Source organism: Chitinophaga sp. CC14, from assembly GCF_048957795.1.
Lineage (GTDB): Bacteria > Bacteroidota > Bacteroidia > Chitinophagales > Chitinophagaceae > Chitinophaga > Chitinophaga ginsengisegetis.
The window spans coordinates 482751-509374 of sequence record NZ_JARBFY010000006.1 but is presented as its reverse complement, the minus strand read 5'-3'; the positions used below and the strand labels follow the sequence as shown (position 1 = coordinate 509374).

25 protein-coding genes are annotated in these 26624 nt (G+C 46.8%); 10 read left to right on the top strand and 15 right to left on the bottom strand.

Annotation, left to right across the window (positions count from 1 at the left end; translation table 11 throughout):
- Positions 1-69: 69 nt before the first annotated feature.
- The gene (locus PV783_RS32545) at positions 70-864 is read left to right on the top strand and encodes an SDR family NAD(P)-dependent oxidoreductase (protein WP_420990921.1); all 795 of its coding nucleotides are present in this window, start codon (positions 70-72) and stop codon (positions 862-864) included.
- A gap of 20 nt (positions 865-884) precedes the next feature.
- On the opposite strand, the gene PV783_RS32540 is transcribed toward PV783_RS32545, so the two are convergent.
- On the bottom strand, positions 885-1349 hold the full coding sequence (locus tag PV783_RS32540; protein WP_420990920.1) for an NUDIX domain-containing protein: 465 nt from the start codon (positions 1347-1349) through the stop codon (positions 885-887).
- Positions 1350-1510: 161 nt separating this feature from the next.
- Here PV783_RS32540 and PV783_RS32535 point away from each other — a divergent pair, with 161 nt between their 5' ends.
- On the top strand, positions 1511-2623 hold the full coding sequence (locus PV783_RS32535; RefSeq protein WP_420990919.1) for a glycoside hydrolase family 88 protein: 1113 nt from the start codon (positions 1511-1513) through the stop codon (positions 2621-2623).
- Here PV783_RS32535 and PV783_RS32530 read toward each other — a convergent pair whose 3' ends face one another.
- On the bottom strand, positions 2624-3313 hold the full coding sequence (locus tag PV783_RS32530; protein WP_420990918.1) for a DUF6320 domain-containing protein: 690 nt from the start codon (positions 3311-3313) through the stop codon (positions 2624-2626). It lies immediately after the preceding gene.
- Positions 3314-3317: 4 nt separating this feature from the next.
- Complete coding sequence (locus PV783_RS32525; RefSeq protein ID WP_420990917.1) at positions 3318-4595, bottom strand: hypothetical protein; 1278 nt, start codon at positions 4593-4595, stop codon at positions 3318-3320.
- Positions 4596-4655: 60 nt separating this feature from the next.
- Between PV783_RS32525 and PV783_RS32520 the strand changes: the two genes are divergently transcribed.
- Positions 4656-5546: an alpha/beta hydrolase gene (locus PV783_RS32520; protein ID WP_420990916.1), complete on the top strand. Its 891-nt coding sequence runs from the start codon at positions 4656-4658 to the stop codon at positions 5544-5546.
- A 105-nt stretch (positions 5547-5651) separates the two neighbouring features.
- Positions 5652-6920 carry a cation:dicarboxylate symporter family transporter gene (locus PV783_RS32515; protein ID WP_420990915.1) on the top strand — a complete coding sequence of 423 codons (1269 nt, stop codon included), beginning with the start codon at positions 5652-5654 and terminating at the stop codon, positions 6918-6920.
- Between the two features lie 22 nt (positions 6921-6942).
- Here the strand turns inward: PV783_RS32515 and PV783_RS32510 are convergent, their stop codons facing one another.
- From PV783_RS32510 to PV783_RS32500, 3 genes are all read right to left on the bottom strand, one after another.
- Entirely contained in the window at positions 6943-7392 is a 450-nt protein-coding gene (locus tag PV783_RS32510; protein ID WP_420990914.1) for a MarR family winged helix-turn-helix transcriptional regulator, read from the bottom strand.
- Positions 7393-7396: 4 nt separating this feature from the next.
- Positions 7397-7768, bottom strand: a complete 372-nt coding sequence (locus PV783_RS32505; protein ID WP_079472199.1) for a VOC family protein — start codon at positions 7766-7768, stop codon at positions 7397-7399.
- Positions 7769-7958: 190 nt separating this feature from the next.
- Positions 7959-8291 carry a hypothetical protein gene (locus PV783_RS32500; protein ID WP_420990913.1) on the bottom strand — a complete coding sequence of 111 codons (333 nt, stop codon included), beginning with the start codon at positions 8289-8291 and terminating at the stop codon, positions 7959-7961.
- A gap of 377 nt (positions 8292-8668) precedes the next feature.
- Here PV783_RS32500 and PV783_RS32495 point away from each other — a divergent pair, with 377 nt between their 5' ends.
- From PV783_RS32495 to PV783_RS32485, 3 genes are all read left to right on the top strand, one after another.
- Entirely contained in the window at positions 8669-9175 is a 507-nt protein-coding gene (locus tag PV783_RS32495; protein WP_420990912.1) for a DinB family protein, read from the top strand.
- 86 nt (positions 9176-9261) lie between these two features.
- The gene (locus tag PV783_RS32490; RefSeq protein WP_420990911.1) at positions 9262-10416 is read left to right on the top strand and encodes a redoxin domain-containing protein; all 1155 of its coding nucleotides are present in this window, start codon (positions 9262-9264) and stop codon (positions 10414-10416) included.
- Between the two features lie 134 nt (positions 10417-10550).
- Positions 10551-12974, top strand: a complete 2424-nt coding sequence (locus PV783_RS32485) for an ABC transporter permease (protein WP_420990910.1) — start codon at positions 10551-10553, stop codon at positions 12972-12974.
- A 17-nt stretch (positions 12975-12991) separates the two neighbouring features.
- Here the strand turns inward: PV783_RS32485 and PV783_RS32480 are convergent, their stop codons facing one another.
- The 3 genes from PV783_RS32480 to PV783_RS32470 all read right to left on the bottom strand — a co-directional run bounded on the left by PV783_RS32480 (position 12992) and on the right by PV783_RS32470 (position 18789).
- Positions 12992-16126, bottom strand: a complete 3135-nt coding sequence (locus PV783_RS32480; protein WP_420990909.1) for an AsmA family protein — start codon at positions 16124-16126, stop codon at positions 12992-12994.
- A gap of 127 nt (positions 16127-16253) precedes the next feature.
- Positions 16254-17594, bottom strand: coding sequence for an ankyrin repeat domain-containing protein (locus tag PV783_RS32475; RefSeq protein ID WP_420990908.1), 1341 nt, complete (start codon positions 17592-17594; stop codon positions 16254-16256).
- A 4-nt stretch (positions 17595-17598) separates the two neighbouring features.
- Positions 17599-18789 (bottom strand): ankyrin repeat domain-containing protein, encoded by a 1191-nt coding sequence (locus tag PV783_RS32470; protein WP_079472192.1) that lies wholly within the window; start codon positions 18787-18789, stop codon positions 17599-17601.
- A gap of 199 nt (positions 18790-18988) precedes the next feature.
- Between PV783_RS32470 and PV783_RS32465 the strand changes: the two genes are divergently transcribed.
- The gene (locus tag PV783_RS32465) at positions 18989-19729 is read left to right on the top strand and encodes a hypothetical protein (RefSeq protein WP_336388350.1); all 741 of its coding nucleotides are present in this window, start codon (positions 18989-18991) and stop codon (positions 19727-19729) included.
- Positions 19730-19771: 42 nt separating this feature from the next.
- On the opposite strand, the gene PV783_RS32460 is transcribed toward PV783_RS32465, so the two are convergent.
- Positions 19772-22057, bottom strand: a complete 2286-nt coding sequence (locus PV783_RS32460) for a glycosyl hydrolase family 95 catalytic domain-containing protein (protein ID WP_420990907.1) — start codon at positions 22055-22057, stop codon at positions 19772-19774.
- A 108-nt stretch (positions 22058-22165) separates the two neighbouring features.
- Complete coding sequence (locus tag PV783_RS32455; protein WP_079472189.1) at positions 22166-22591, bottom strand: acyl-CoA thioesterase; 426 nt, start codon at positions 22589-22591, stop codon at positions 22166-22168.
- 87 nt (positions 22592-22678) lie between these two features.
- Here PV783_RS32455 and PV783_RS32450 point away from each other — a divergent pair, with 87 nt between their 5' ends.
- Positions 22679-23953, top strand: a complete 1275-nt coding sequence (locus PV783_RS32450) for a hypothetical protein (RefSeq protein WP_143313680.1) — start codon at positions 22679-22681, stop codon at positions 23951-23953.
- Between the two features lie 97 nt (positions 23954-24050).
- On the opposite strand, the gene PV783_RS32445 is transcribed toward PV783_RS32450, so the two are convergent.
- A complete protein-coding gene (locus PV783_RS32445) occupies positions 24051-24572 on the bottom strand; it encodes an SRPBCC family protein (RefSeq protein ID WP_420990906.1) in 522 nt (173 codons plus the stop codon).
- Positions 24573-24659: 87 nt separating this feature from the next.
- Between PV783_RS32445 and PV783_RS32440 the strand changes: the two genes are divergently transcribed.
- Positions 24660-24803, top strand: a complete 144-nt coding sequence (locus PV783_RS32440; protein WP_420990905.1) for a hypothetical protein — start codon at positions 24660-24662, stop codon at positions 24801-24803.
- Between the two features lie 21 nt (positions 24804-24824).
- Here PV783_RS32440 and PV783_RS32435 read toward each other — a convergent pair whose 3' ends face one another.
- From PV783_RS32435 to PV783_RS32425, 3 genes are all read right to left on the bottom strand, one after another.
- On the bottom strand, positions 24825-25142 hold the full coding sequence (locus PV783_RS32435; protein ID WP_079472186.1) for an ArsR/SmtB family transcription factor: 318 nt from the start codon (positions 25140-25142) through the stop codon (positions 24825-24827).
- A gap of 148 nt (positions 25143-25290) precedes the next feature.
- Positions 25291-25971 carry a hypothetical protein gene (locus PV783_RS32430; RefSeq protein WP_420990904.1) on the bottom strand — a complete coding sequence of 227 codons (681 nt, stop codon included), beginning with the start codon at positions 25969-25971 and terminating at the stop codon, positions 25291-25293.
- Positions 25972-26045: 74 nt separating this feature from the next.
- On the bottom strand, positions 26046-26576 hold the full coding sequence (locus PV783_RS32425; protein WP_420990903.1) for a class I SAM-dependent methyltransferase: 531 nt from the start codon (positions 26574-26576) through the stop codon (positions 26046-26048).
- Positions 26577-26624: the final 48 nt, after the last annotated feature.

Genomic DNA, 26624 nt, shown 5'->3' with positions numbered 1-26624 from the left:
TTTTTTACCGATTTTTGTAATGATCAACACAAAATATAATTTCTTCGCCATTAAAATAACAACACACGCATGGATTTACAGTTAACATCAAAAACAGCTTTTGTCAGCGGATCAACACAGGGCATTGGCTTTGCCATTGCCAGATTATTATTGCAGGAAGGAGCGGCAGTGGTTATCAACGGAAGAACACCGGAGAAGGTGGCTATGGCAGTGGAAAAGCTGAAGAAAGAAATACCGGCAGCAAAAGTTTCCGGTATATCAGCTGACTTTGGCAGCGAAGCGGAAGTGAACAGGTTATTGGACGCGCTTCCGGATATCGATATTTTAATAAACAATGTTGGTATATTTGAACTGAAAGAATTTGCGGATATCCGGGATGAAGACTGGCTGAGAATTTTTGAGATCAATGTATTGAGTGGTATCCGCTTGTCGAGGCGATTGTTACCCAAAATGCTGGAGAAGAACCAGGGCAGAATTGTTTTCATCAGCAGTGAATCCGGTATTCATGTTCCGGGAAACATGATCCATTACGGCACTACTAAAACCGCCATGCTGGCTGTGAGCCGTGGTCTTGCCGAGCTGACTAAAAATACCGGGGTTACGGTAAATACTATCCTCGGAGGTCCCACTTACTCCGAAGGCGTGGCTGGTACAGTAGAACAAATTGCGGAAGCGCAAAACTGCAGCGTGGAGCAGGTGAAGGCCGGTCTTGTTAAAACACTGATTCCAAACTCACTATTGCAACGGTTTATTGATCCGTCTGAAATCGCCAGCCTGGTGGCTTATCTTGCCAGTCCTTTGTCGGTAGCTACAAACGGGGCGGCGCTTCGCGCAGATGGAGGGGTGCTCAATACTATCGTATAAACAGCGAAGCCCGGCGGGTTTTATAAGGCCGTAAATCCCAACTGCAATACTTCTTCCAAAAACGGCACCTGTTTTTCATTAATCAGCTTTACGGCTTCCTGCGAGGTAAACCAACCGGCCTTATCTATTTCGGGATAGGTTTTATGTTTCCCGCTTTTAGGCGGCCACTCTATTTCAAATGTATTGCTTACTATTTTCGCAGGATCGGGGTTGCCGAAGGCGGCCCAGCAATGTACCTGTTTGCCGCCCTTTTGTGTAATGGAGGTAAGCCGGGTGAAAGGAGGAGCCGGCTTATAACCGGTTTCTTCTACAAACTCCCTGACAGCAGTATTTAGCGGATCTTCTCCAGGCATAATTTCTCCTTTGGGAACCGTCCACCAGCCGGCGTCTTTCTTCGCAAAAAAAGGTCCGCCCGGATGTACCAGGAAAAACTCAGGCCCGTTGTCCGCAGAACGGAGAAGCAAAATGCCGGCGCTTTGTTTCATATGGGGAAGAATTTATACGGTGAACTTATGGATCAAACTTACAACAATCCCCATACCAGACCGTAAAAAAAATGACCGGAAAAACGCGCTGGTGTTGTTTTTAATTGTTAAATTGACAGTTATACTAACCCGTCAGAAGACTCTTAAATAGATTACCACGTATGAAAAACCTGTTTATTGCGATATGCTTTATCAGCCAGATTGCCTTTGCACAAACGATCCCGGCAAAGAAAGACGTACTATCGGCCATGCGTCTCACCAATCAGTATTTTATGCAGAAATGGCCCGATCCGGGTAAGCCTACCTTTACCAATAAAGAGCGCCCATCGAATCTCTGGACCCGGGCCGTTTATTACGAAGGGCTGATGGCGCTGTACAACATCGACAAACAAGCCGCTTACTACGATTATGCCGTTGCCTGGGGCGAAAGCCATCAGTGGGGGCTTTGGGGCGGCACAGAGGTACGGAACGCGGACAATCAATGCTGCGGCCAAACCTATATCGATCTCTATCTCATCGACAAAAAAGAAGAACGCATACGTGATATCAAAGCCGCTATGGATAATATGAAAGCCTCTCAGCAGGTGGACGACTGGTGGTGGATTGATGCGCTGCAAATGGCAATGCCCGTGTACACCCGGCTGGGAGTGGTTTATAAAGATACCAGCTATTTTAACAGGATGTATACCATGTACGCCTACACGAAATATAATCATGGCGGTAAAGGTCTTTATAACCCGGCGGATCACCTGTGGTGGAGAGACAAAGACTTTGTTCCTCCCTATACAGCGCCAAACGGGGAAGATTGCTACTGGAGCAGGGGCAATGGCTGGGTAGTAGCAGCGCTGGTGCGCACGCTGGACCTGCTTCCCGCCACCGATCCGCATTACGCGGAATACCTGCAGGACTACCGGGATATGTTAAAAGCCCTGGTTCCCATTCAGCGCCCGGATGGCTTTTGGAATGTAAGTTTGCATGATGCGGATAACTATGGCGGAATGGAATTAACCGGCACCTCGCTGTTCGTATACGGAATGGCCTGGGGCATTAATCACAGGCTGATCGATAAGAAAACCTATCTGCCCATTGTCCGGAAAGCATGGAATGCCCTCCTGAAAAATTGTATCGATAAAGATGGAAGATTGGGGTATGTGCAGGGCACTGGTAAGGAACCTAAGGATGGTCAGCCTGTTACCTTTGATAAAGTCCCCGACTTTGAAGATTATGGACTGGGCTGTTTCCTGCTGGCGGGCAGCGAGGTTTACAAACTGTAATTACCGGTGAAAAGTTTTTTCCAGGCTCCTGCCTTTCTTTAACCGGAAATGCAGGAATAATAAAGCAATAGCCACCAACAGCACGCATAAACAAACAATGAGGCTCCATTCCAGCCGGATCGTCCTGGTGTGGTAAAACGACAGTATGCCTTCAATAGCTACGCATAATACCGCGCTGCCAATAAACGCATAGGCAATAAGATTTACCCCTTTGGAAACCGTATGCCGGGTGATGCTTAGGAAAATGGCGGTGATAAGACTGGCTACCAGTAATACAGGAATCGCTATGGTGGCGGCCCAGCTGAGGCCACCGGTAAACGTATCCAACAGCAACAGAAGAACCGCTGAGGTGATAAATCCTCCCAGCATACGGGCCGCGCTGCTGCCAGACCAGAAGGCAAAGAAAGAAACATAGCAGAAAATAGTAAGACAAACAGCTACCGGGTATTCTGACCACGAAATTGTTTTATTTACAATAAGATTGATGAGCAACGCTGCTATAATGGAGGAAATCAGCACCAGGGACACAATTTCCCACACCAGTTTCTTTTGTTGCCTGGTGAGCGTTGCAGCCGGTTGCGTTACTACCGGCTCCGGGCTGGCGCTGTTTGTACCGGCCTCATAACCACACAAAGGACATATCTGCATATCATCTTCCAGTATTACGCCACAGTTATTGCAATATTTCATACGGTCATGAATTTATTATTTTAACAGCGATGCCCTGATGCGTCAAAAATGTCAGAAAATATCTTTCCAGTTCTTTGGAAGTAGTGATATTACCAAAGCTTAATACGAGATTGTCGCCAAACCCGGCAACGCCGCAATTTACTCTCAACACTTTGTTGGGCGGCGGCGCTATGAATATAAACTGCTCTATCAGTTGATTGGCAGCTGCGCCCAGGTCTATCTTTCCCAGGTTGGTGACCACGCCACTGTATTGTTTTGTGCTAATAATATACAACCTGGAAAGGAACAATGATTTCAGGAAAAGCGGGATATTCCTGACAAGCGTATTGCGTTCACCGCCCACATTGCGTGAAATCATTTTATTGATCAGTTTCTGGTCGGTTTCCAGTTGCATCTGGTGATACACTGTTTTAACGATCTCCTCAAACGTGTAATGTCCCAGCCGCAGATCAATCTGTGGAAGGATATACAGCGAGAAGTTTCTCATAGACTGTGTGGGATATAGTTTACGCAGGTTCAGCGGCACTTCAATACGTAGTATCTTCCTGTTGATATTCTTTTTTAGCCGGGGTTGCTGCTCATGAATTTGCTGGAGTGCGTGAAGATAAACAGCGGTGAGATATACAGTAAGGCTCACTCCCAGCGCCTTTGCCTTTTGGGAAAGCTGGGCTATGGGCATAATGGCTGTAAGCACACTGAACCTGGGTTTCCCTTTTAAAGAGAAGGGAACATGAAAGGCGCCGGGCGTTTTTATATGCGGTGCATCAATCTTTTTAAAATACCTGCTATAGGCATCTTCATACTCTTCCGGCGCCGGCTTTTCCCCGGGGTCATAAAACGCCGGTTTATCTGCAAGTGGAATACAGCATTTTTCAAAATACACCAGTAACAGTGTCTTCAGAAATTCAAATGCGCCGGTGCCATCCGTCAGAATATGAGAAAATTCAACGCTGATTTTATTTTCCTTTACCAGTATGCGGAACATCAGTTCCCGTTTTTTGAAGGCGCGGCAGGGTGTTTGTAAATCTGCCTCTACGGGGATGGGGCCTTGCTGCTGTTCGAGGTAATACCAGAAAAAGCCTGCTTTAAGTGTCACTTTGTAGTAGGGGAAACGGTTTTCAATTTCATTAACGGCTTCCAGCATGGCCTTTGCCTTAACCCGGTCTTTTAATACAACAGCTACGCGGAAAACAGAGGTCAACTCTTTATCCTTAATAGCCGGATAAATTTTTGCTGCATTATCCAGGCGGAGCCAGAAGTCGTTTGTCTGAATATTAGGCATACCTTACCGATTGTAAAACATTATGCCGGTAACACCGCTGTCATATTTAAACTGATCAATTTGGCCAGTATACACAGTAAATTATTCGCTTTTTTTCTCCGGTTAATCGGGAAGAAGCATTTTTTAAAAACGCTGCTGGCCACAGGCAGGCAAAATTTCTATAGTAGCCCGGAACCAACCACTAAGGTATACAAATTTTGTATAGTGGATAAACGCCTGGTAAACGGTCATCCTGTTTTTACCCTGCAATCCCGCGCGGGGAGAGGGCGGAAGCATATCTTGTATCTGCATGGGGGCGCTTATGTACAGCGCTTTACCTCTCATCACTGGTCATTTATGACTGAATTAGTAGCCGCCACACATTGCACCATTTCAGCACCGGACTACCCGTTGGCGCCGGACTTTACCTTTGAGGATACATTTAATATGATCCTGGCGCTTTACAAAGAATTACTTGAGAAAGTAGCAAAGGAAGACCTGATTGTGATGGGCGATTCTTCAGGTGGTGGCCTGGCATTGGCTTTATGCCAGTTATTGGTAAAAGAACAGCTGCCGCAGCCGGGGCAATTGATCCTGCTTTCGCCGTGGCTGGATATCAGTCTCAGTAACCCCGAAATACACGAAATCGTTACGCAGGACCCCTTTATGGGGCTGGAAGGGCTTTTACAGGCCGGCAGGATCTATGCCGGCAATGCGCCGCTGGACCACTACCTGCTTAGCCCCATCTATGGTTCGTTTAAGGGATTGGAGCACATCTCTGTTTTTGTGGGGACCCGGGAAATCCTGGTGGCAGACGCGCGTAAACTGAAGAAAATGATCGATCCGGAAGATGTACAGTTTATTTATGTGGAGTATCCGGGTATGGTTCACGACTGGATGCTCATTAACTTACCTGAATCCAAACAGGCACGCCAACAAATCATTTCCATTATTGAAACCGGCGGGTTATAAATATGGAGCAACCAAATCCAATAAAATAAATATATGACCCATGCTAAAATAAGCGGCTAAAATTTCGTTACTTGACGGAAATTTCAACGAAAATCGATCGAACCCATGCACGAAGATATAGCCTCGTACAAGCCGGAAGCAGCTGTGAAACGGAGTTTACACATCAGGATCTTTACCAATCTTACCTTCTGGGTGCTCATCGCCATTATCGCCGGCGTATTACTGGGCAGCCTGGCGCCGGCCACCGGTGTGAAGATGGAAATCATAGGAAAAACCTTTATTGATATTATCAAGCTGTTTATTGCGCCGATTATTTTCCTGACCATTGTTTTAGGTATCAGCGGAATGGACGATCTGAAAAAAGTGGGGCGTATTGGTGTTAAGTCGCTTCTTTATTTTGAGGTAGTTTCCACCATTTCACTGGCCGCCGGTGTGCTGATGGCATTATTGATCAAGCCGGGAAAAATTGATAAGTCGAGTCTGCAAATTGAAAATGCTTCCAAATATACTTCCGGTGCAGCAAAAAGTTTCGACTGGCTTTCCTTCTTTCTGAATAATATGACGCTGCAGGTATTGGTAGCCGCTATCATCATCGGGGTATTGCTCAATTACTCGAAACACCGGCTGGTGGTGATCAGGGGCCTGGGTAAACTTTCCAAACTGGTTTTCAAAGCACTGAAGTATGTGATGTACCTGGCCCCGCTGGGGGCTTTCGGGGGAATGGCCTATACCGTTGGGAAGTTCGGTTTGCATACATTGGTGCCACTGGCCAAGTTAATGGGCACCGTATACCTGACGATGGCCGTTTTTATTTTCCTGGTACTCGGCGGTATTTTGAAGTACTATAAAATGAGCATCCTGCGTTTTCTTAAATATATCAGGGAAGAGCTTTTACTGGTGCTGGGCACTTCCTCTTCAGAATCGGCCTTACCTTCTATTATGCTGAAGCTGGAGAAAATGGGTTGCAGTAAATCGGTAGTAGGACTGGTAGTGCCAACCGGCTATTCCTTTAACCTGGATGGGACCTCTATTTACCTGTCGATGTCCGTTATTTTTATTGCACAGCTGTATGACGTACATCTCACTATCGGGGAAATCCTCACTATTATAGGCATACTGATGGTTACCTCGAAAGGCGCCGCAGGCGTAACCGGCAGCGGATTTATTGTATTGGCTTCCACACTTACGGCTATTCATAAAATTCCGGTAGAAGGGCTTGCTTTCCTGTTGGGGGTAGATAAATTTATGAGCGAAGCGCGCGCCATCACTAATATCATCGGTAATGGCGTGGCTACGATCGTTATTGCAAAGAGCGAAAAGGAATTTCATCCACCGGTGGATGAAACCGTGGCGTACGCAGAGGAAACGTACTAGCAGTTATCTCATTCAACGTTATCTACTTTATTAATCTCATAAGTAAATGATCGAATGTCGCTTTATCTTTTATCACATTTTTGAAAAATACGGCATCTACCTGTTCAACAATATGATAAGCCTCTTTTAGTATTTGTGTGCCTTTGCTGGTAATTTTTAATTGTTTCGCACGACTGTCGACAGGATCTTTTATTCTTTTTATGATCTGTTTTTTTTCTAAAGCCATTAATACTTTAGAAGTCATCATTTTATCGGTATTAGCGTAATCCGCCAATTGCTGCTGGGTAACTGTTTTTTCTTTTCTACTTAACCAATAAAGGCCTGCCATTAAAGAAAATTGAGTTAGCGTGAGTCCCATCTTTCCAAGTGCCCTGTTCATGCTTAACTGCCATTGCATGGTCACCTGCCAAAGCAGGTACCCGCTGTTTTCTTCCGGTTCTACATAGGAGAATATCTGATTTTGTTTATCCATACCATCAACCTTCTTTTGTTTCCTGTAATGTAATTGAATAACCATCAGGATCGGATATAACGAGGATTCTTCCAAACGGCGTAGGATGGATATCCTTGACAATAGAAATTTTCTCCCTGTTTGTCTCCAAAAATGTGTCCAGGTCGCCTATTGCAAACCATAGGGCTACTCCCCAGCCAAGCAAATTTGCTTTCGAAAGTTCAATCATAGGCTTTCTGATAGCGAAGGCCGCACCATTCTTTTGCTCAAATACTATTGCGTCGGGTGGGGATTTTAAAACCGGCTTAAAATTCAAAATTCCGGTATAGAATTTTCCGGATACGTCGAGATCACTCACCTGGAGTGAAACAAAGGAGAGTTGTGTTGGATTTGACATTATATCAAGTTTAGTAGTTGCGACTACTAAATTACAAACTTTATTTGAATTACCAACTTTTGTTCAGCAAAAGCATTGAGCAACTCAAGGGATCAACAGGTATTTATGAATGGAAGCGTGATTTGAGGAGGAGCACAAATTTCTAAAGAAACAGCCGGCCCTGATATGGAGAGCCGGCTGTTTTCATTCATCAGTTTATTTTTATACGCGATACCTTGCCATCAAGGCCGTTGTTCCGTATAAACGTTACCACCGCATATTCGTCTTCATAGCTTCGTTCAAAAGTGGCCACCGTATATTCCGGCGAATCCCTTTTTACATTAATAATGCAGAAGTCATCGTTCGTGGAGCCGTCCGGTGAATCATATACCTTGATGATACAACCTGGTCTTACGCCATATAGTTTTAGAGAGCGGATCTCGTCATTCTGTACCGGCTTGAAATCCTGGCCGGGAATGTCTTCTACTGTTTGTACAATGTTCTGTGTGCCATTGTTGCCTTCATAAAAAACGATAATACCCATTTGATTAAATTTTGAGGGTGAAGAATAAATAAATAGTTACCTGACAATCCTGCAGGATATAAGTTTAGCAGCCGACGACGGTGCATCAGCGGGCCTTTAATGATTTATAAGGGAATGAATTAGCGTAACAGCGTACAGGCAGGGAATGCCCGGCGGTTAACAACTATAAGAATAAATTATCAATGAAAAAAAGGATCCGGGTTTTCTGGGTTTCATATATGGTTATTTTCATTTTGAGGTCTGAAATTAAGAAGAATGTTTAGAATTAAAAAATATTATCAGCATTCCTAACGAGATATAGCAATGTTTGATAGCTGTTTATTTTTTTATAGAAATCACTTATTATCATTATTTTTAAGTTAAGTAAACAGATAGTAATGAAAAGAACAGAGTGGTTCAACAGGATATTCCCCGTTATTGAAGATAACGGTATACTGCCAGGTATTATTGAACGGCTTAGCGGAACGCCCGCCCGTATAGAAGAGATCATCCGTACAACATCTCCTGAATTACTGGTAATAAAAACAGGGGAGAAGTGGAGTATCAATGAAGAAACAGGACATCTTGCAGATATGGAACCGCTGTGGCTTGGCCGTTTGGAAGATCTTATCAACGGCGCCACAGAGCTGAGGGTAGCAGATTTAACTAACCAGAAAACACATACTGCCAATCATAATGCAACACCCGCCCCTGTATTGCTGCAACAGTTCCGGGAACAACGGCAACAGCTGGTCAGCCGTCTCTGGAGCCTGAACGATGAGCAGCTGACAAAATCAGCGTTGCACCCGCGCCTGAAAACGCCCATGCGGATCATCGACCTGGCTTATTTTGTAGCAGAACATGATGATCATCACCTGGCCGGAATCCGGCAACTGCTCAGATAGAACAGGCTGGTAGCCGCGACTTACGACTTACATTTCCGGTTTCATAACAAACTACCGGTTACCCATAAACGTTAAAATGCAATCCTATGCGTAAATTATTATTGTTGCTTATCGGTGTATATCCTCTTTCACTCCAGGCCCAGGATCACTTTGAGCTGAACGGAAAGGTAGATGGTTTGCATAATGGCGACAAAATTTATCTTGTTTACCAGGTGGAAGATCAACGGATCACAGATTCCACCATGGTGACAAATGGCCGTTTTGTTTTCAGGGGAAAACTGGAATACCCGGTTTACACCAGTTTATTCCTTAATCAAAATCCCTATGTGCAGCGACTGGCAGCCGGCCAGCAAATGGACTACGTGAGGCTATACCTGGAACCCGCTACCTTTAAGGTAGAATCCCGCGATTCACTGAAGAACATTGTGATCAAAGGCTCGCCTGTAAACGATCAGCAGGCTGTGCTTCGGTCCATGCTGAAAAAAAATGATGAACAGTTTGCCGCGCTGACAAAAGAATTTGAAGCGCTGCCGGAAGCCCAACAGAAAGACAAAAAAGTATATGATGCTTTTGTAGCACGCGAAAACCAGCTGCTTACGGAGTCGTACCAGATTCACCTGGAGTTTGCCCAAAAGCACCCGGCATCTTATCTCAGCGTGGTGAGTCTTACCCAGGCAGCCGCCCATCCGGGAATGGCCGCAGCAGCAGGAAAGGCGTATGAAGGCCTGGCCCCTCATCTGAAAAATTCTCCCCTGGGAAAAAGAATCCCGGTGTTACTCGCCTCCAGGGCAAATACAGAAATGGGCAAGCTGGCGCCCGACTTTACACAGTACGCTCCCGATGGCAAAGCCGTAAAGCTCTCCTCGTTCAGGGGCAACTATGTATTGCTTGATTTCTGGGCCAGCTGGTGTGGCCCCTGCCGGAAAGAAAACCCCAACGTACTGAAAGCCTATAATAAATACAAAGAGAAAGGGTTTACTGTATTGGGCGTATCGCTGGACATGCCCGGCCAGAAAGACGCCTGGCTGAAGGCCATAGAAACTGATCAGCTGACGTGGCCACAGGTGTCGGATCTCAAAGGCTGGGATAACGTGGTGGCGCAACAATACGGCATCCGCTCCATTCCTGCTAATTTCCTGATTGATCCCTCCGGTAAAATCATTGCGCAAAATCTCCGGGAAGATCACCTCCAGGAAGAACTTGAACGGATCTTTAAAGAGAACAAACAAGGCAGTTTATAATTGAACAATTACTGTCCGGAAGCGGACAATAAATGTGATTTAAATAGTTATAGGTAACTGGTTATGAATAGATTAACGAATTGGCGCTTTCTTTGGTCATCCGTTTCCACTTCTTAACCGGTAAATTTTCGTTTATGTTTAAAAGTTATTTCAGGGTTGCATTTCGTAATCTTTGGAAGAACAAAGAATTTTCTGCGATCAATATCCTGGGCCTGGCCATCGGCCTGGCTACCTGTTTGCTCATCATGATCTACGTACTCGATGAGCTGAGTTACGACCGGTTTAATAAACAGGCAGACCGTATTTACCGCGTGGATGCGGATATTAAATTTGGAGGCACCCGTTATGATGTGGCCACCGCCACCGCACCAATGGCGGAAGCGCTTAAACAAGACCTGCCTGAAGTAGAGCAGGCCGTCCGCTTCCGTGACTACGGCGGCTTCCTGGTTCGCCTGGATGCCAGGAATATAAAAGAAGAAAAGGTGATCTATGCAGACCCCACCTTGTTCAATGTGTTTAGTCTACCCCTCATAGCCGGCAACCCGGCCACGGCATTAAAGCAACCCAATACCGTAGTGGTAACGGAAAAGGTAGCCCGCAAATATTTCAACAGCACCGATGTGGTAGGTCGTAACCTGCTCATCAATGACAGCGTTAATTTCCAGATCACGGGCGTATTGAAAGCACTGCCCGGACAATCGCACCTGCAGTTCGATTTCTTTGCTTCGCTGGCAGGATCGGAAGAAAGCCGGAGTTCCAATTGGCTCAGCAATAATTTCAATACCTATATACTTTTAAAAGAAGGAGCAGACCCCGGGAAAATGCCCGCCAGGCTGGACCAGATGGTCGATAAATATATCGCGCCACAGATAGGATCTGCTATGAATACATCTATGGAAGATTTCCTGAAAACAGGAAACTATATCCGGTATAGTCTTACGCCGCTCACCAGCATTCATTTATACAGTAACAAAGGATATGAGCTGAGTCCCAACAGTTCCATCCAGTACGTTTATATCTTTTCCGCCATTGCCATGTTCATCCTGCTGATTGCATGCGTTAACTTCATGAACCTCTCTACGGCGCGTTCCGCCAACCGTGCAAAAGAAGTAGGAATCCGTAAAGTACTGGGCTCTGTGCGCACGCAACTGATTGTGCAGTTTATCACAGAATCCATGCTGATCAGCTTTATCGCTTTAATCATCGCATTGGGTATTGCATGGCTGTTAATGCCTTATTTCAATGAGCTGGCGGGTAAAGAAATGAGCATTGGGTTGCTGACTACGCCCTGGCTGATGGCTGCGCTGGCGGGTATAGCTGTCCTGGTAGGATTGCTCGCCGGCAGTTACCCTGCCTTTTTCCTTTCTGCGTTCCGGCCGGTGCTGGTGCTGAAAGGTACTATTGCGGCAGGTTTCCGGACGGGCATGTTACGTAATTCATTGGTGGTATTCCAGTTCAGTATCTCCATATTCCTCATTGTAGGCACAATGGTTATTTACAATCAGCTAAGCTATATCCGTAATAAACAACTCGGCTTTAACCGGGAGCAGGTGATGATTGTCCAAAACACGCATACACTGGGTGGCCATGCCAGGTCCTTCAAACAGGATGTACTGGGAATGAACGGTGTGGATGGAGCTACTATGACTTCCTATCTGCCCACCTCATCTCTTCGCAATGATAATCCTTTGTTCCTGAAACCAATCCCTGACCAGGAAAGCGCGATCTCTATGCAAACATGGTCGGTAGACGATCAGTATATTCCTGTACTGGGCATGAGAGTCATAAAGGGCCGGAATTTTTCGAAAGATTTTCCTACAGACTCGCAGGCGGTAGTGATCAATGAATCGGCTGCAAGGCTGATGGGACTTAAAGATCCGCTCAACCAAAAGATATATGCATTCCGTGATGACGCACAGAGCAAGGAAATGGATGCCTATACGATTGTAGGCGTGGTGAAAGATTTTAACTTCAATTCCCTGCGGGAACAGGTAACGCCGCTGGCGCTTTTTCTCCGCGATAACCGGGGCAGTATGGCGCTCCGCATTAAGGGCAATAATATTCCGCAGCTGATTGCGCAGATGGAAGAAAAATGGAAGCTAACAGTTCCTAACCAGCCATTCAGCTATTCTTTCATGGACGATGATTTTAATGCACTCTATAAGTCGGAGAACAGGATGGGCAGAATTTCCCTGTCCTTTTCGGTGCTGGCCATCTTCATCGCCTGCCTGGGGTTATTCGGACTGGCGGCTTATGCCGCAGAACAGCGTACCCGTGAAATAGGCATCCGGAAAGTATTAGGCGCTACCGCCACCAACATCGTAAACCTGTTGTCGAAGGATTTCTTAAAACTCGTGATGATCTCCATCCTGTTTGCTTTTCCTGCGGGCTGGTGGGTAATGCATCGCTGGCTGCAGGATTTCGCCTACCGTATTACTATTAGCTGGCAGATATTCGGACTGGCCGCGTTACTGGCGGTTATGATCGCCCTGTTTACAGTAAGTTTCCAGGCTATCCGCGCTGCACTGGCCAACCCGGTTAAAAGCTTACGATCTTAAAAATAACTTGCGCATCCTCAATTTTGCGTCTCATCAGGATCGGCCGTTTCGTCGAGGTTATCTTTTCCGGAACCCCTGCGTAGCTGCACTTTTGGATTGCTCTGCGTGCCGGTAACGTTGAAGGGTATACCGAAGATGCCAAACGGCGGCAGTCCGAGGCGGCCCTTCAGGTTCAGTTTTCCGTCAAGACTAACCTGTCCCTCAAAGCGGGGGCGGAAGCCGGCTACCCGCATTTTTGTTCTGGCAATGGTGATGATATTATTATTGATGGTCGACTTAATATCTATTTTAGAGAGGTCGGGATCTTTCACATCATCTTTGCCGGTGGAGCTGCTCACGGCATTGAACAGTTTAAAGCCTTTCATCTTTATTTTCTTTACTGACAGTACGCCTTCTCCTTTCAGGGAAGGGTACACCGGGTGCATGTTTTCATCCAGCTTGCCGCTAAGCTGGTAATCGAGCCCCACTATGCCGCTGGCACTGGCGGCGGAAGAGGCGATATCATGAAAGATCTTTATTTCGTTGTATGCCCGTTTTATATCAAATTCTTTTGCGTTGATGTGATAGTCGAACGTGGCTTTCTTAGGCTGAATACTTACATAGGTAGCTTCCATTTCTACCGGTGCGCCAATAATAGAGAAGCCCGTTTTGCTCAGGCGTACTTTGTTGCTGTCTACATTAAGCTGCCCGCGGAAGCTGTCGATGGCGATGCCCTGGAAGTTTATTTTATTCACGGCTGCATTCAGTACCAGCGCCAGGTTGGCGGGTACCATTACAACGCCGCTGGGCGTAGTGGCGGGTTTGCCGGCGGTTTTCGTGTCGCCGTTCACCATCAGTTCATCCACCAGGATGTAGTTGCTTTTCAGGTCGAACGTGCCATGCAGGGTTTGATTTTTCAGCGTGGCATAACCGATTACATTACTGAGAAAGCCATTCAGCGTAATAACCGATTTGCCATAGCTGGCATTAAACTGATCGAACCACATTTTGTCCTGGTCGAAACGGAAAACACCGTTTTTAATATTGAATGGCAGCGGGAATAGTTCGGCGGTTAGAATAATGTTCTTTACCACCAGCGAGCCTTTATTGTTTAATTTACTGTACCTGCCGGCGGTGGCGTCGCTTTGCGTGCCGCGCAGTGAGAGGTCGGTTTTTATAAAGCCCTGTACATCGTAGCCCTGTAATGCAAACACCTTATATATTTTGCCGAGGTCGATGATACCGTTGGAAGTAATATTATACCGGAGATCATCAAAGTTATTGAGATCGGCCTTTAGCATGAAGGGTTGTCCTTCAAACTCAAAGGCTACCGGTTTGAGATCTACCTGTAAGGAACGCATGGTGCCGGTGGTATTGGTAATGGTGGCATCCACATTTATTTTCTGAATAGGATGGGGGTAGTATTTCGTTTGTACGGTACCGTTATTCATGGCCAGTTTGGCGGTGGTAACGGGAAACAGTCTTTTTGTCGGTACATAGCTGCCTTTGGTGACGATGTTGATATTCAGATCGCCGGTCACGTCCAGGCTGTCCATTTTATAAAACTGTTTGATATCGCCGAGGTGTAGTACAGACGCGAGCTGTGCATCAACCACCGGTTCCTGGGCATTGTGAAGCCGGAAGAAACCTTTGATATAGTTACTCAGCATATCCGCATTGATGTCGGCAATGTTGAGGTACGTATGTGCGTAGTCGTTATCCGGGCAGCCGGCGTCCACATTGAAGCTGATGTTATTGAGCGCCTGTGGCATGGAGGTAAATTTGAAGTAGCCATTCCGCAGGGTGGATTTCAGGCTGAATGCGGGAACGCTGGTGATCACCGTATCCGCCTGCTTGCGGAAGCCGCGGTATACAACGCCTTTGGCATACCTGCCATCGGCCTGCAGGTGCGCCTGCAGCCTGCCTTTCATGTCGAAAGATTGTCCGCCTATTGCCTTGTTCCATTTTTCCAGGTCGATGTCGGTATTCAGCTTTACGTGAATGTCGGGTGTGGTAAGTCCCTGTACACGGATCACGGAGCTGAAATAATCTTTATCAATATTAAAGAAGATAGAATCCACATTGATATAAAGACTATCCATATTGAGTTGTGGCAGTCTCGACTGGAAATTGAGGAAGAGGTGCTTTATGGGTGCAGGGGCTTTATCATTGGTGATTACGCCTTCCCTTACTTTCATGTTGAAGGTTACATCGGGCATGGTGTTGGTTTCCGCGATGTATTGCCCGATCAGGCTGGCATTCACATCGGCAGTTCCCTGTATGTCTGTTTTATCCATCCAGGTAACGTATTCCGCGGGGAGTGCGCTGAAAATGGCATGCAGGCTGGATTCCATCGAACTAAGACGGAAATCCATCCGGTAGCCGTTTTTCAGGAATCCGAAGGAGCCGTTTAGTCGTACCGGCAGCTCATTCAGCTTCAGGTCATTCTTCTCAAAAATCAGGTCAAGGGAGTTGGTGTTGATCTTGGTGATCAGTTCTCCGTTTAATTTCTTCGACAGGATATAGGAGGTCCCCGCATAGGTAAGATCAAAGGCGCCGATGCGTACCCGTGAGTGCAGGTCGAACTGTGCTTTGCTCAGATCGCCTTTACCGGTATAGTTCACATCTTTGGCCTGGATGTACATGGGCAGCGACTGGTCGTCATAAATGATGTTGCAGTTTTCCAGCTGTATGCGTTCTATTTTCAGGGAGGCGCTGCCGCTGTCGGCCTTGCTGGCGGCGGTGGCCGGCGCGGATTTGTACACATTATAATTGGGATGTCCTTCCGCATCTACCAGTACATGGATATCTCCCCGGGTCAGGTAAATTTCATCGATGTTAATGGCGCTGGAAAAGATGCTGGAAAGGTTCACGCCGAGTGCCACCTCGTTGGCGGCTATCAGGGTATCCTGTTTAAAAGGAGCGGCGCCCTTTAAGCTAAAATCGTAAAGGGTAAGCGTCAGCGAGGGGAAGTGGTTGAAAAACGACAGCCGCGCGCGGGAGAAGTTCAGGTCCCCGGTAATACTGTTATTCGTCCATGTTTTTATTTTATTGGAGATGGCCGTTGGAAAAAGAACGGGGAGCAAGAACAATAAAAGAAAGATTGCAGCAATTGATATTGAAATAATTTTCAATGTCTTTATAGCTGTTTTTTTTACGAAAGCATTGCGCATAGCGTTCCGGAGATATATAGCGGTTATGGTTACGCGCTAAAGGTAGTTATTTTTTATGAGCCCGCTTAAATTGGGCGATGGTCCGGAAACAACAGGCGCTCCTGGTGGAAGGAGCGCCGCAATGGAATTACCCTTTTAATATCTTCGCCTTCTCCTCATCAAATTCAGCGGCGGAAAGAATGCCTGCATCCAGCAGCTCTTTCAGATCCAGTAAGGCTTGTTTCTTATCTGCCATGCTTTTCCCGGCAGGCGCACTGGCCGGAGCTGCCTCGTTTTTCGTGACTTTTGCTTCGGGAGAATTATAACTGAGCAACAGGGCGGCAATTTCATTATAGCCTTTTATGGAGGCGTAATCAATGGCCTTTTGTTCTTTAGTATTAACAACAGATACATCTGCATGTTGTTCCAGCAGGTATTTCACGATATCCTTTTTACCATTGGAGGCGGCGTAATGCAGGGCGGTATTCCCTGATTCATCCTGGATATTTACATTGGCCCCGCGTTCCAGCAACAGCTTTACCATGCTGAGATGGCCATTTTTAGCGGCTACATGTAACAGGCTTTCGCCACCGTAGCTATAGGTGTGATTGAGGGTAAAGGCGCTGTCCATAGAAAGACTGGAAGCGCTTTCCACCCAATCCAGGTAGCTGTTCATACTGGCGGTATCTGCGGAGAGCGGCTGACTGAAATTAACATCAATGCCCTTATCCAGGAAGAGGGTGACAATCTCTTTTTGATTATTGGCGCAGGCGTACCAGATCGGGGAAAGACCATTTTTAGAAGTGATCAGCACATCGGCGCCATGCTGTACAAGCAGGTTGGTGAGCGCCCGGTTGGTATCATAGCAGGCGATCAGCAGTGCCGATTCCCCCGCGTGATTGGTATGGTTTACGTTGGCATTATTCTGAATCAGCGCATCGGCCATTGCCAGGTTTTTGGACCGCACCGCCACTATGAGGGGGCTGTCGCCGGCTTTATTGGTGGTATTCACATCCGCGCCATGATCAATGAGCGTTTGCACCACTTCTTTATTGCGCCAGGCGGAGGCAATGAGCAAAGGTGTTTCGGCCTGGTTATTCTCCAGGTCAACAGTAACGCCTTTTTCCAGGAGTTTTTCTACCAGTTCCTTCTGACCGGTTTTAGCAGTGAGGTGTAACAGGCTGTTTCCCTGGAGATCGTTGATATCAATGCGGGCGCCTTTTTCCAGCAGGAACAGCGCGGTTTGTTTTTGTTTTTGCAGACAGGAAAAGTAAAAGGGTGTTTCGCCATTATGATCTTCGTAGTCGAGATCCGCACCGGCGTCCAGCAACAGCTTTGCAATATCCAGGTAACCGTGATGCGCAGCGTAATGCAGGGCAGTCCTTCCTTTCTCATCGGTATAGGCAACATCTACCTCGTTGTTGGCAAGTAAAATTTCTGCTATTTTACGTTTGCCACTTTCACAGGCAATAATAAAAGACATGGACATGGTACTACGCTTTATTTTTTAAAAGTAACTCTACTGTTTTTGATTTCAGGTTATCCTGACCGGCAAGGTCTATTGGCCGCTGATCAAGATCGTTGGTGGCATTTACATCTGCCCCGTGTTCTATCAGCAGTTTTGCCTTGCGGTAAAGTTGCCTGGCCGCTTCCTGTTCATAGTTTACATTGTAGGCGCATACTTTATGAAGAAGGGTATTGCCTTCGTTATCCCGGCGGTCAATTTCTATCGCACCTGTTTCCAGCACTGCCTGTAAAACATCCGCGGCGTGTTCCGCGATCCAGTCCAGCGCTGCTTTGTCTTTTGCATAGTAGGGAGAGGTCTGGTAAATATCGGCGCCGTCGCGGATCAATGCTTTCAGCAGCTGTACTTCCGATGGAGAGCCTTGTCTGCGCATACGCATAGCGCCGCAAAAAACGGTTTCCCCGTTTTTGTTGGCAATATCGAAATCCACGGGAGCATAGGCGGCCAGCTTTTCATACCGTTCTGCATTACACACCTGGTGTACAATGGCCGCATAGAAAGCTGTTTCGCCGTCTTTCCCCGGCTGATTCAGGTCTGCGCCGTTTTGCAGCAGCAGGTCTATATATTTTTCCTGCCATTTACTGATGGCCAGATGCAGCGGCGTTTCCTGTACAATATTTCCTGCATTGGGGTCTAATCCTTCGCCGATAAGATATTCCAGGTAAGCCACGCCTTTATCTTCCTTGATGGCATACTCGCGGACGATTTTATACAGGTAGTTTTGATCGTAATTATCTTTATAATGAACATTACAGCCAGCGGCTACCAGTATTTTAATATGTTCAATGGGAGCGGAGTTGTCGAAGGCAACACTTAACAGTGTTTTATCCTGGAGGGCATCGTTAATATTATCCAGTTTTCCAACGAAGGAAGTAAGAAAGTCCAGGTCTGCCGGCTCAGTGCCCAGGTACCTGAACAGGCTGGGGAAGATCGTCTCATCAAATTTTTCATACTCGTAAATATCCGTTTCTATGATCCGGTCTTTTACCAGGGTATCGATGAGTTCAAAGGCTTTTGCCCTGATGAGTGTATCATAGATTTGTTTTTTGTCGTAAGATGAAAGGTCTTTGGGTAATTTTTCACCTTGATCGATCCGTTCTTTTGCTGCCGACAGGTTGCCTCTTTTCAGCGCATCTGTCAGTGGGTTTACTTCGTACATAAGCCTGGTTTACTTTTTTTTGGGTGCTTTGGGTCAATTTTCCTGCCAAATATACGATAGGATTGCTAATAGCAAAACATGGCAACCTGCATCATTAAAACATAGAAAATTGTTAATAATTCAGGCTACGCTTGCTTATGTTTCTATCCTGTCTTAGATTGAGATGGAAATGAGCAAATTTTTACAAAGGATATTTATATTGATAGTATTCGTCTCGCTTCACCTGGTGTCCACCGGGCAGGTGCGGGTTCGCGGTACTGTATACGACCGTACGGCCCGTTTCGGGATGGCGGGCGTAAGTGTGAAGAGTAACTCCGGGGCCGGTACTGTTACCGATTCCGCGGGTCATTACACCATTATATTGCCTGTCAGTGATTCCATCAGTTTCTCTTACCAGGGGAAAGCCACTATGAAATTTGCCGTAAAAGAGATCCCGGTTAACCGCACGTTCGACATGAGCCTGCATGTAGATATTCATTCTTTACGTGAAGTAGAAGTATCCGCCGCGCGGCCGCGCAGCTACGGGCAGGATTCTGCAGAGTTCCGCAACGAATACCGCAAAGTGTTCGACTATTCGCCGGAGTACCTTACCAGTGGCGGCAGTGGAATGGGCGCCGGCATTAACCTGGATGCGCTATTCAGTATGAAAAAAATTAAGCGGATGGAAAATTTCAGGCGCTTCCTGGAACGGGAAGAACGCGAGAAGTACATCGATCACCGTTTTAATAAAGCACTGGTAAAAAAGATCACCGGGCTGCAATCGCCGGCGCTGGAGGTTTTCATGGTAGAATACAGGCCCAGCTATGAACTGCTGCTGAGTTTTGAAACAGAATACCTGTATTATAAATATCTCAAAGAGTGTGGTAAATATTTTTCCGAGAAATGGGAAATAGAACATCCGGTTAACAAAAGCCGCAGGAATAATATCCTTTTTCAATGATGGGCTACCGCTAACATTGTTAGCCGTAGCCCTGCAACTATCTTACTCATATCCATTCTTCAGCACCAGCACCGCTCCGGGAACAGCCGTGAGAGAAAGGAATCCATCTTCCGTACTATTTATTACAAATCCTTTATTGCTGGCAGCAAAGAAAGTTTTGAACGGCAGCTTTAAGCGGGTTTGTCCGCCTTTTTCCGCAACAATTTTTACTTCATCCACCTGTCCGCCATCTTTCCTTGCACTTACCAGGAAAGCGCCTTCTGTGCGCAATTGCTCAAATGATACATTATTCCATGTGGCAGGTATGGCGGGCATGATCTCTATAAAGCCGGCATAGCTTTGCAGCAGCATCTCCTGGAGTCCTGCGGCAAAGGCAAAGTTACCTTCCAGCGTAAAAGGGCGGTACTGGAATTTCGACAATCCTGATTTGGTTTGGTCGCCGTTCAGGTGAAAACTGTTCACAGAGCAGAAGGCGCGGGCAAAGGTCTGAAGGTCTTTCGCCGCACCGGCGCCGTCTTTCGCACGTGCTTTGATATTGCCCATCCACGCGTAGGAGTAGCCGCACCAGTAATCCGGCCCGATACTGTCCGCCAGGTGAATCGTGTTTTTGATGATCGTTTGTGCTTTGGCGCCATCTTCCCATTTGATCAGCCCCAGCGGATGAATGGCCATCATGTGGGAGAAGTGGCGGTGCGATTGATTATACGCCATACTCGGCGCAAACATCAGTTCATTGGCAGGGGAGAGGGAGAAGTCGCCAAATTCCGAAAGTATGTTATTCCAGTGTGCGGCCTCGTTGCTCAATCCCAGTACGGTGGCCAGTTCTGCGGCTTTGCTGAAAGTGAATTTCATCAGCGCCAGGTCGTAGTTGGTATTTTGGAGGAACCAGGCATCCAGGCTATTATCGTTTATTTCGGGGCTTGAACTTATCTTCAGTTTGCGGTGACCGTTGTTGTCTTTAACGGTAATATTTTCCAGGAATGAGGCGGCGCTTTTTATCCAGGGGTAGGCTTTTGTTTTCAGGAATTGCTTATCCATGCTGTAACGCCATTGCAGGTAGTAGTGCTGGGCCAGCCACGACGAAACGGTAGGAGAGAGCGAGTACTGGATCCATCCGCCCATTTCAGTGCCATCCAGCGTGGTAACACCTGGTACAGCAAGACCGTCTGCTCCAAAATACATTTTGGTATAACGTTGATAATTTGCTTTGTTGGCTTCGAGGTGATTAATATATCCCATTGCTTCATCGAGGTGATTGGCGCTATAGGAGGGCCAGTAACTGAGCTGGGTGTTGAGATCGTGGTGGTAGTCGCCTTTCCAGGGCGCAATGCGGCCGTTGTCGGCGGTCCATACGGCCTGGAGGGAAATGGGCGGCGCATTTTTTCTGGCGGCGGAGCCAAACTTATATTGTTCGAGGTACCATTGTTTTTCGAGTAAGGTATCCGGCACATGAATAGCAGATTGATGCCAGAAATGTTGCCACCAGCTGCTATGCGTTGCCAGTTCTTTGTTGAAATCATTGGCAGCGGCTTTGGCGGTTACCTTTGCGGCGAGTTCATTAACCGGTTTACCGGGATATTGTGAGGAAATACTCCACACGCCTTCTATAGTAGTAGCGTTTATTTTTTTCCAGCGTACATTGATTTCATATTTAAATCCGCCCCAGCCTTCCTGCTGATAGGTGATGCTGTTGCCGGTTTTCCGGATGCTGCCTTGTTTGTAGCCGAGCCTGGACAGGTCGTCGCCGCCCACCGGATCCGCTACATTTTTCACCACGCCCTGGTATTGTGGCGCCAGCAGTTGCGGTGCAAAATCAGCGTTTACATTTTCAAAACGAAACCATCCCAGCGGCTTTACGGCGTCTACAAAAGTTTTCATGCGTGCGCCGCCGGCCCATGTTACTTCACATACTGCGTTGGAAAGGGTAAGATGAACAGATTGTACGGCGCCCCAGTTCCTGGTGTCAAATTCCAGCGCACCTCCCGGTATTTTTGAAGGCGCGGCTTCCTGGTCGTAGGGTGCATCGAGGTATTGCTGAACGGGTTTGTAGTCTTTTTTATTAACCTGGTCTATCACCCATTGGTAGCTGAATTCTTTGCGATGCAATCCTTTCATGGGGCGCATGTCCCAGAGGTCGGCCCTGTCCAGCGAAAGTCTCAGGTGATCATCTTTTTGCCAGATGAGCGCACCCAGCAAACCATTGCCAAGTGGTATGGCTTCATCCCAGCGGGTGGCCAGTTGACTAAATTGCAGATCATGTTGGGAAGATTGGCCGGCGCTGGTTAATGCCAGCAGCGAAAGCGACAGTGCCGCAAGGAGTTTGTTCATCTGTTCTGTTTAATAATAGGATACTATAGCACAAACAATTTAATACTTTAAACTAAAAAAGCAAAGCGCCTTCATAACGAAGGCGCTTTGCTTTTTATATCTCCAGGTTTACACTTCCGAGCTGTCGATCACCGGTGCGCCTGCTATTTTCTCTATAACAGCTGCCGGTAAATAAGGGCGGCCTCCGGATGCCGGGATACAGGTGCCTGTAAAAACCGCTTTGGTCATCACCTTTCCATTGAGAAGGATCGATTGCTTGAAATGCAGTCGCGGCCCGCCGGATGGATCCGCAAACAACGTACAGGTAACCGTGAATTGATCTCCCTTTTTCAGGGATCTTAAAAACTGGATCTTATAACCTGATAAAACCATATAAACACCATTCCTGGCCTGCTCCTCAAAATCAAAACCGAGTATTTCGCGGATATAGTCGTGCCGGCAATACTCCATATAGAACGGATAATACAGTCCATCCATAATATCCTGTACATCGATATGCTCTTCTTTTGCAACGTATTCCTTTGTGTATTCCATTATCTGTTTAAATTTGGTTATTTTACAACGGCGCATTCAACGCGCTGTTACACGCCCAAAATAGTATTAAATTGTGAATCATAAATAATGATGACCATATTGAAACTGAAATTCTTTTTACTCATTGTGTTGTTAACCACCATCCTCAACACTGCCGGCGCGCAAACCGATAAATGGACCGGCATCTGGAAAGCAGCCCTTCACCCCTGGGGAAACCGGACACCTATCACCATGCAACTGCATATTGGCGAGGCGCAGCAAGGCGTATTGTACCCTGCGGTGATCACCTTACAATACGGGGAGTTTACCGGTATTTATGAACTACTGCTCGCAAAGAAAAACGACGGGCAGTTAGGAATAGGCCGCAACAAATATCCGTTGAAGGAAACGCCGTATAAGCTCGGCATCTGGATGTGGTACCTCAATGGTACCATGAATTACAAGGATAACAGTATTTCCCTGAGCCGCATGTGGATCAACAAAGCCAGCTTCTGGATGCGCGGATTAGATGACGACGATGAAATTTATGAACAATCAAAAGTAGCTTTGCGCGACTTCCTGTACCGCGGGGATTTTAAACTGACAAAAGCCGGGAATAAGCCACTGCCCGATTCCAGCGTGCAGCGGATCATGCATCCTGAAACCTACCAGATTTATTTTGGTATTTACGACAGCATTGTGGCGAAAGACAGTGAGATTCCCCTGGAGATAGAAGACCAGGAGAAATATGATGAAGATACCATTACGCTGCTCCACAACGGCAACACGATCTTTGCCAGGGAGCAGATCAATGATCATAACCGTCACCTGAAAGCGCGGCTGGACACCGGCCGGAACTACTTTGTTTTGTTTGCAGATAACTACGGCGGGCTTCCGCCCAATACCGGCCGGATTCGTACTACCATTAACGGTAGACCGTACGGATTTGATTTCAGCGACCGCTCCAATGCCTGGGCCACCTTCCTGGTAGCAAATATTTATCGCGCTGCTGCTGATAACAATACAGACACCATTACCAGTAACGTGATCAAAAGAACAGCGGTACCTGTAGCCACTATACCGGTTCGCACCGCCGATATTATCCTGGAACTGAAAGATACACGCATACAGGACGGCGACAGCATTTCCCTGCGGTTAAACGGCCAGTGGGTAGTTACAGGCTTTCCCGTAAAAAAAGCCGTACAGCAAATTGCTATCCGGCTGCAGCCCGGTGAGAACATACTATTGTTTACTGCCGATAACCTGGGTTCCATTCCACCAAACACGGCGGAGTTACGTATACGGTTTGGGAAAGAATCAAAAACGCTGAACCTTAGCACCGATATGAAAAGGAATAATGAGATCCGGCTGGTGCTGGAGTAAAAGGTGAACGGCACAGAAACGCAGCCGTTCACCGGGAGTGGTGGCTACGCCACGCTGCTTCAGATCAGCGATATGAAGCGCGGGCGATGACGGAAATCTACACCATATCAGCATATATTGCGGCCAGCCTGGTGTGTGTACTCCAGAACGGGGGAGGTGTGACGCCTTCGAGGTTGGCGATTAAAATATCCAGGTGTGTATGCCATCCACCGCCCACGCTGCTGCGGATTTTTACGTCGTCGGCCAGTTTGCGGTGCGTAAGCGTTAATAACACGCGGTCATCTTTCTCAGATAACTCCATTGTAACTTCCGATCCGCCTTCCCAGGTGAATGCCAGCAGGCGTGGTGGTTCCACCTTTAATATCTTGCCTGTAAAATGATGACCATCTTTCATGTCGCGGTATTTTTCAGGAATAGTATCAGGAAGCGGACTAAGCTCCTGGTGAAGAAAATGCAGATGAACACTGCCGCCTTCAAATAAGTCCATTTGCCCGCTGGCAAGCCACTTGCCGCGCTTTTCGGATTCAGTAAGATAGGCCCATACTCTTTCAATAGGGCCGGGCAAACTGCGTTCAAAACGAATGGTGCCGGGAGAGAGGATCTGTCCTGTTTTTTCCATGTCCTTTAATTTAGAAGGGTGATAATTATTTTAGTGTGTAGCTACACCTTTTGGAAATTTATCTGCGATGAGGTTCAGGTTAATATTATGTTCCAGGTAGGCTTTCAGGCCATCGAGTACCGTGGTGAATCCGCCGGTGTTGTCGTTGATTGCACGCAGCAGTTCATCACCGGTTTGCGTATCAGCATCTGGGCTTCTACCCAGGGTGTTTCACTGCTTGCCATTGTGTAATATTTTAGGATGAATAAACAGCTATGATTCGGGTTCGTCCAATAGTTGCTCCAGTTTATCAAGCCGGCTGGTCCAGAACCGGCGGTATTGTGCGGCCCACTGTTCCACTTCTTCCAATGCTTTAAAACTGGCGGTGCAATGCCTTTCTCTTCCTTGTTTTACAATGATCACCAGTCCGCATTCCGTGAGGATGCGCATATGTTTTGATATGGCCGGCTGGCTCATGTTGAAGTTATCCGCTACCGTGTTGAGGGTAAGCGTTTGCTGGGCCAGTAAGCCAATAATAGCGCGTCTTGTCGGGTCTGCGATCGCCTGGAACACATCTCTTCTTGCTTTCATTCCGGTATAATTAAAATACTAAACCATTTGGTTTAGTAAAAGTATATATAACCATTCGGTTTAGCAAATATTTTTTTTCATGCGAAGGGTAGGGGCACAAAAAAAAGGTGGCTATAAAGCCACCTTTCATTTTTCAGTTGTGTTTATTTTATTGTTGCAGGAAATGACCTAATGTATTCGTAAGTGCGCTGCGTCCGCCGCTTTCAGGGGCCAACTTTTCAGCTACCTTCGGTGAAGTGCCGTCTTCATCAAAGCCGATACGGCCAGTACCTTCCTGGATAAAGATGCCACTGCCGCCACGACTGTTATCAATATTGATAATGGCTACCCGTACGTTTTTCAGGTCGTTTCCTTCTTTGGTACCGGTAAAAACCAGGGCGAATACAGCAGAGTAAGTACCATTTACGGCTTTCACTTTGCCATATACCGTAAAGTTGTTACCGGAGCCGGAAATAGCGGTGGCAATGCTGGTATCGGCGTAGCTCAGGAAATTTTTACCGGTGAGCTTAATGCTGTAATCTGTTGTACTCTGCTCGGAGAAAGTTACCAATGCATCACTGAAATACGAGCCTGGCCGGTCGCCCGGAACATTACTGCTATCCAGTTTATGCGGTGCGATCTTGTAGGTGCCTTCTACATTCGGTGGATTCACGCCCTCATGAACATTCAGTCCCAATAGTTTTAAAGTGTCAAGATATTTCTGCGGAATGATGTCCGCAATTTTCTTTGTCAGGATTTCTTCATTGCTTGGGCCTTTTGCTTTTTCATCCTTACTGCAGGAAAACAAAACAACGGAAATCAGGAAGCTAAAAGTAAGTATACGTTTCATAATTAAGATGATGGTTCCACCTGCAAAATTACCGGGTGCCTGTTTATATTAAAATACCCGGAAGCAGGTATTTTTTAATTCCGTGGTAAAGAGGCAGGCGGCTTTGCAATAATGCAAAACGCAGCGGAAACGCTGAACTGCCCGAACAGTGTATCACTCACACGAAAGCCGTTTTCTTCCAGCCTGGTTTTTATTGATTCGCATAGTTTCCTGTCTATGCCGCCGGGCGTCTGGTAAAAAACAAACAGCTCACCCTTGCGTTTCAAACATTGACTGATCAGCTGTAATTCTTTTGCCGGTTGCTTCCAGAAGAAGTTAACGTTAAATGCAAATACTTTGTCGAAGGTATGATCCGGGAATTCCATCTTCGCAAAACTGCCGGTTTGAAATGCCGCCTTGCCGGATGAAACAGCTGCCTGGTTTCGCTGCGTGGCCATCCTGATCATGGGGTGCGATTGATCAATACCGGTGATACTTCCAGTTGTTAATTTATCGGCTATCAGTCCGGTGAGCAAACCGGCGCCACAGCCAATTTCCAGCAGTACCGATGTTGGTTTGGGTGCGATGATAGCAGCCGCCCAGGGAAACCGTTCGTTTATTTCCATCGCGTAGATTTTTAAGCAGATGCAGGTACAAATTTAGGGATAAATACG

Excerpts from the sequence above, each read along its gene's own strand:
- PV783_RS32475 (WP_420990908.1), bottom strand. The coding sequence starts at position 17,594 with ATGTCCATGTCTTTTATTATTGCCTGTGAAAGTGGCAAACGTAAAATA.
- PV783_RS32510 (WP_420990914.1), bottom strand. The coding sequence starts at position 7,392 with ATGGATAAACAAAATCAGATATTCTCCTATGTAGAACCGGAAGAAAAC.
- PV783_RS32430 (WP_420990904.1), bottom strand. The coding sequence starts at position 25,971 with ATGAAACGTATACTTACTTTTAGCTTCCTGATTTCCGTTGTTTTGTTT.
- PV783_RS32545 (WP_420990921.1), top strand. The coding sequence starts at position 70 with ATGGATTTACAGTTAACATCAAAAACAGCTTTTGTCAGCGGATCAACA.
- PV783_RS32425 (WP_420990903.1), bottom strand. The coding sequence starts at position 26,576 with ATGGAAATAAACGAACGGTTTCCCTGGGCGGCTGCTATCATCGCACCC.
- PV783_RS32480 (WP_420990909.1), bottom strand. The coding sequence starts at position 16,126 with ATGCGCAATGCTTTCGTAAAAAAAACAGCTATAAAGACATTGAAAATT.
- PV783_RS32505 (WP_079472199.1), bottom strand. The coding sequence starts at position 7,768 with ATGTCAAATCCAACACAACTCTCCTTTGTTTCACTCCAGGTGAGTGAT.
- PV783_RS32455 (WP_079472189.1), bottom strand. The coding sequence starts at position 22,591 with ATGGAATACACAAAGGAATACGTTGCAAAAGAAGAGCATATCGATGTA.
- PV783_RS32485 (WP_420990910.1), top strand. The coding sequence starts at position 10,551 with ATGTTTAAAAGTTATTTCAGGGTTGCATTTCGTAATCTTTGGAAGAAC.
- PV783_RS32500 (WP_420990913.1), bottom strand. The coding sequence starts at position 8,291 with ATGGGTATTATCGTTTTTTATGAAGGCAACAATGGCACACAGAACATT.
- PV783_RS32450 (WP_143313680.1), top strand. The coding sequence starts at position 22,679 with ATGATGACCATATTGAAACTGAAATTCTTTTTACTCATTGTGTTGTTA.
- PV783_RS32530 (WP_420990918.1), bottom strand. The coding sequence starts at position 3,313 with ATGAAATATTGCAATAACTGTGGCGTAATACTGGAAGATGATATGCAG.
- PV783_RS32535 (WP_420990919.1), top strand. The coding sequence starts at position 1,511 with ATGAAAAACCTGTTTATTGCGATATGCTTTATCAGCCAGATTGCCTTT.
- PV783_RS32445 (WP_420990906.1), bottom strand. The coding sequence starts at position 24,572 with ATGGAAAAAACAGGACAGATCCTCTCTCCCGGCACCATTCGTTTTGAA.
- PV783_RS32490 (WP_420990911.1), top strand. The coding sequence starts at position 9,262 with ATGCGTAAATTATTATTGTTGCTTATCGGTGTATATCCTCTTTCACTC.
- PV783_RS32470 (WP_079472192.1), bottom strand. The coding sequence starts at position 18,789 with ATGTACGAAGTAAACCCACTGACAGATGCGCTGAAAAGAGGCAACCTG.
- PV783_RS32525 (WP_420990917.1), bottom strand. The coding sequence starts at position 4,595 with ATGCCTAATATTCAGACAAACGACTTCTGGCTCCGCCTGGATAATGCA.
- PV783_RS32460 (WP_420990907.1), bottom strand. The coding sequence starts at position 22,057 with ATGAACAAACTCCTTGCGGCACTGTCGCTTTCGCTGCTGGCATTAACC.
- PV783_RS32515 (WP_420990915.1), top strand. The coding sequence starts at position 5,652 with ATGCACGAAGATATAGCCTCGTACAAGCCGGAAGCAGCTGTGAAACGG.
- PV783_RS32540 (WP_420990920.1), bottom strand. The coding sequence starts at position 1,349 with ATGAAACAAAGCGCCGGCATTTTGCTTCTCCGTTCTGCGGACAACGGG.
- PV783_RS32495 (WP_420990912.1), top strand. The coding sequence starts at position 8,669 with ATGAAAAGAACAGAGTGGTTCAACAGGATATTCCCCGTTATTGAAGAT.
- PV783_RS32435 (WP_079472186.1), bottom strand. The coding sequence starts at position 25,142 with ATGAAAGCAAGAAGAGATGTGTTCCAGGCGATCGCAGACCCGACAAGA.
- PV783_RS32440 (WP_420990905.1), top strand. The coding sequence starts at position 24,660 with ATGTTCCAGGTAGGCTTTCAGGCCATCGAGTACCGTGGTGAATCCGCC.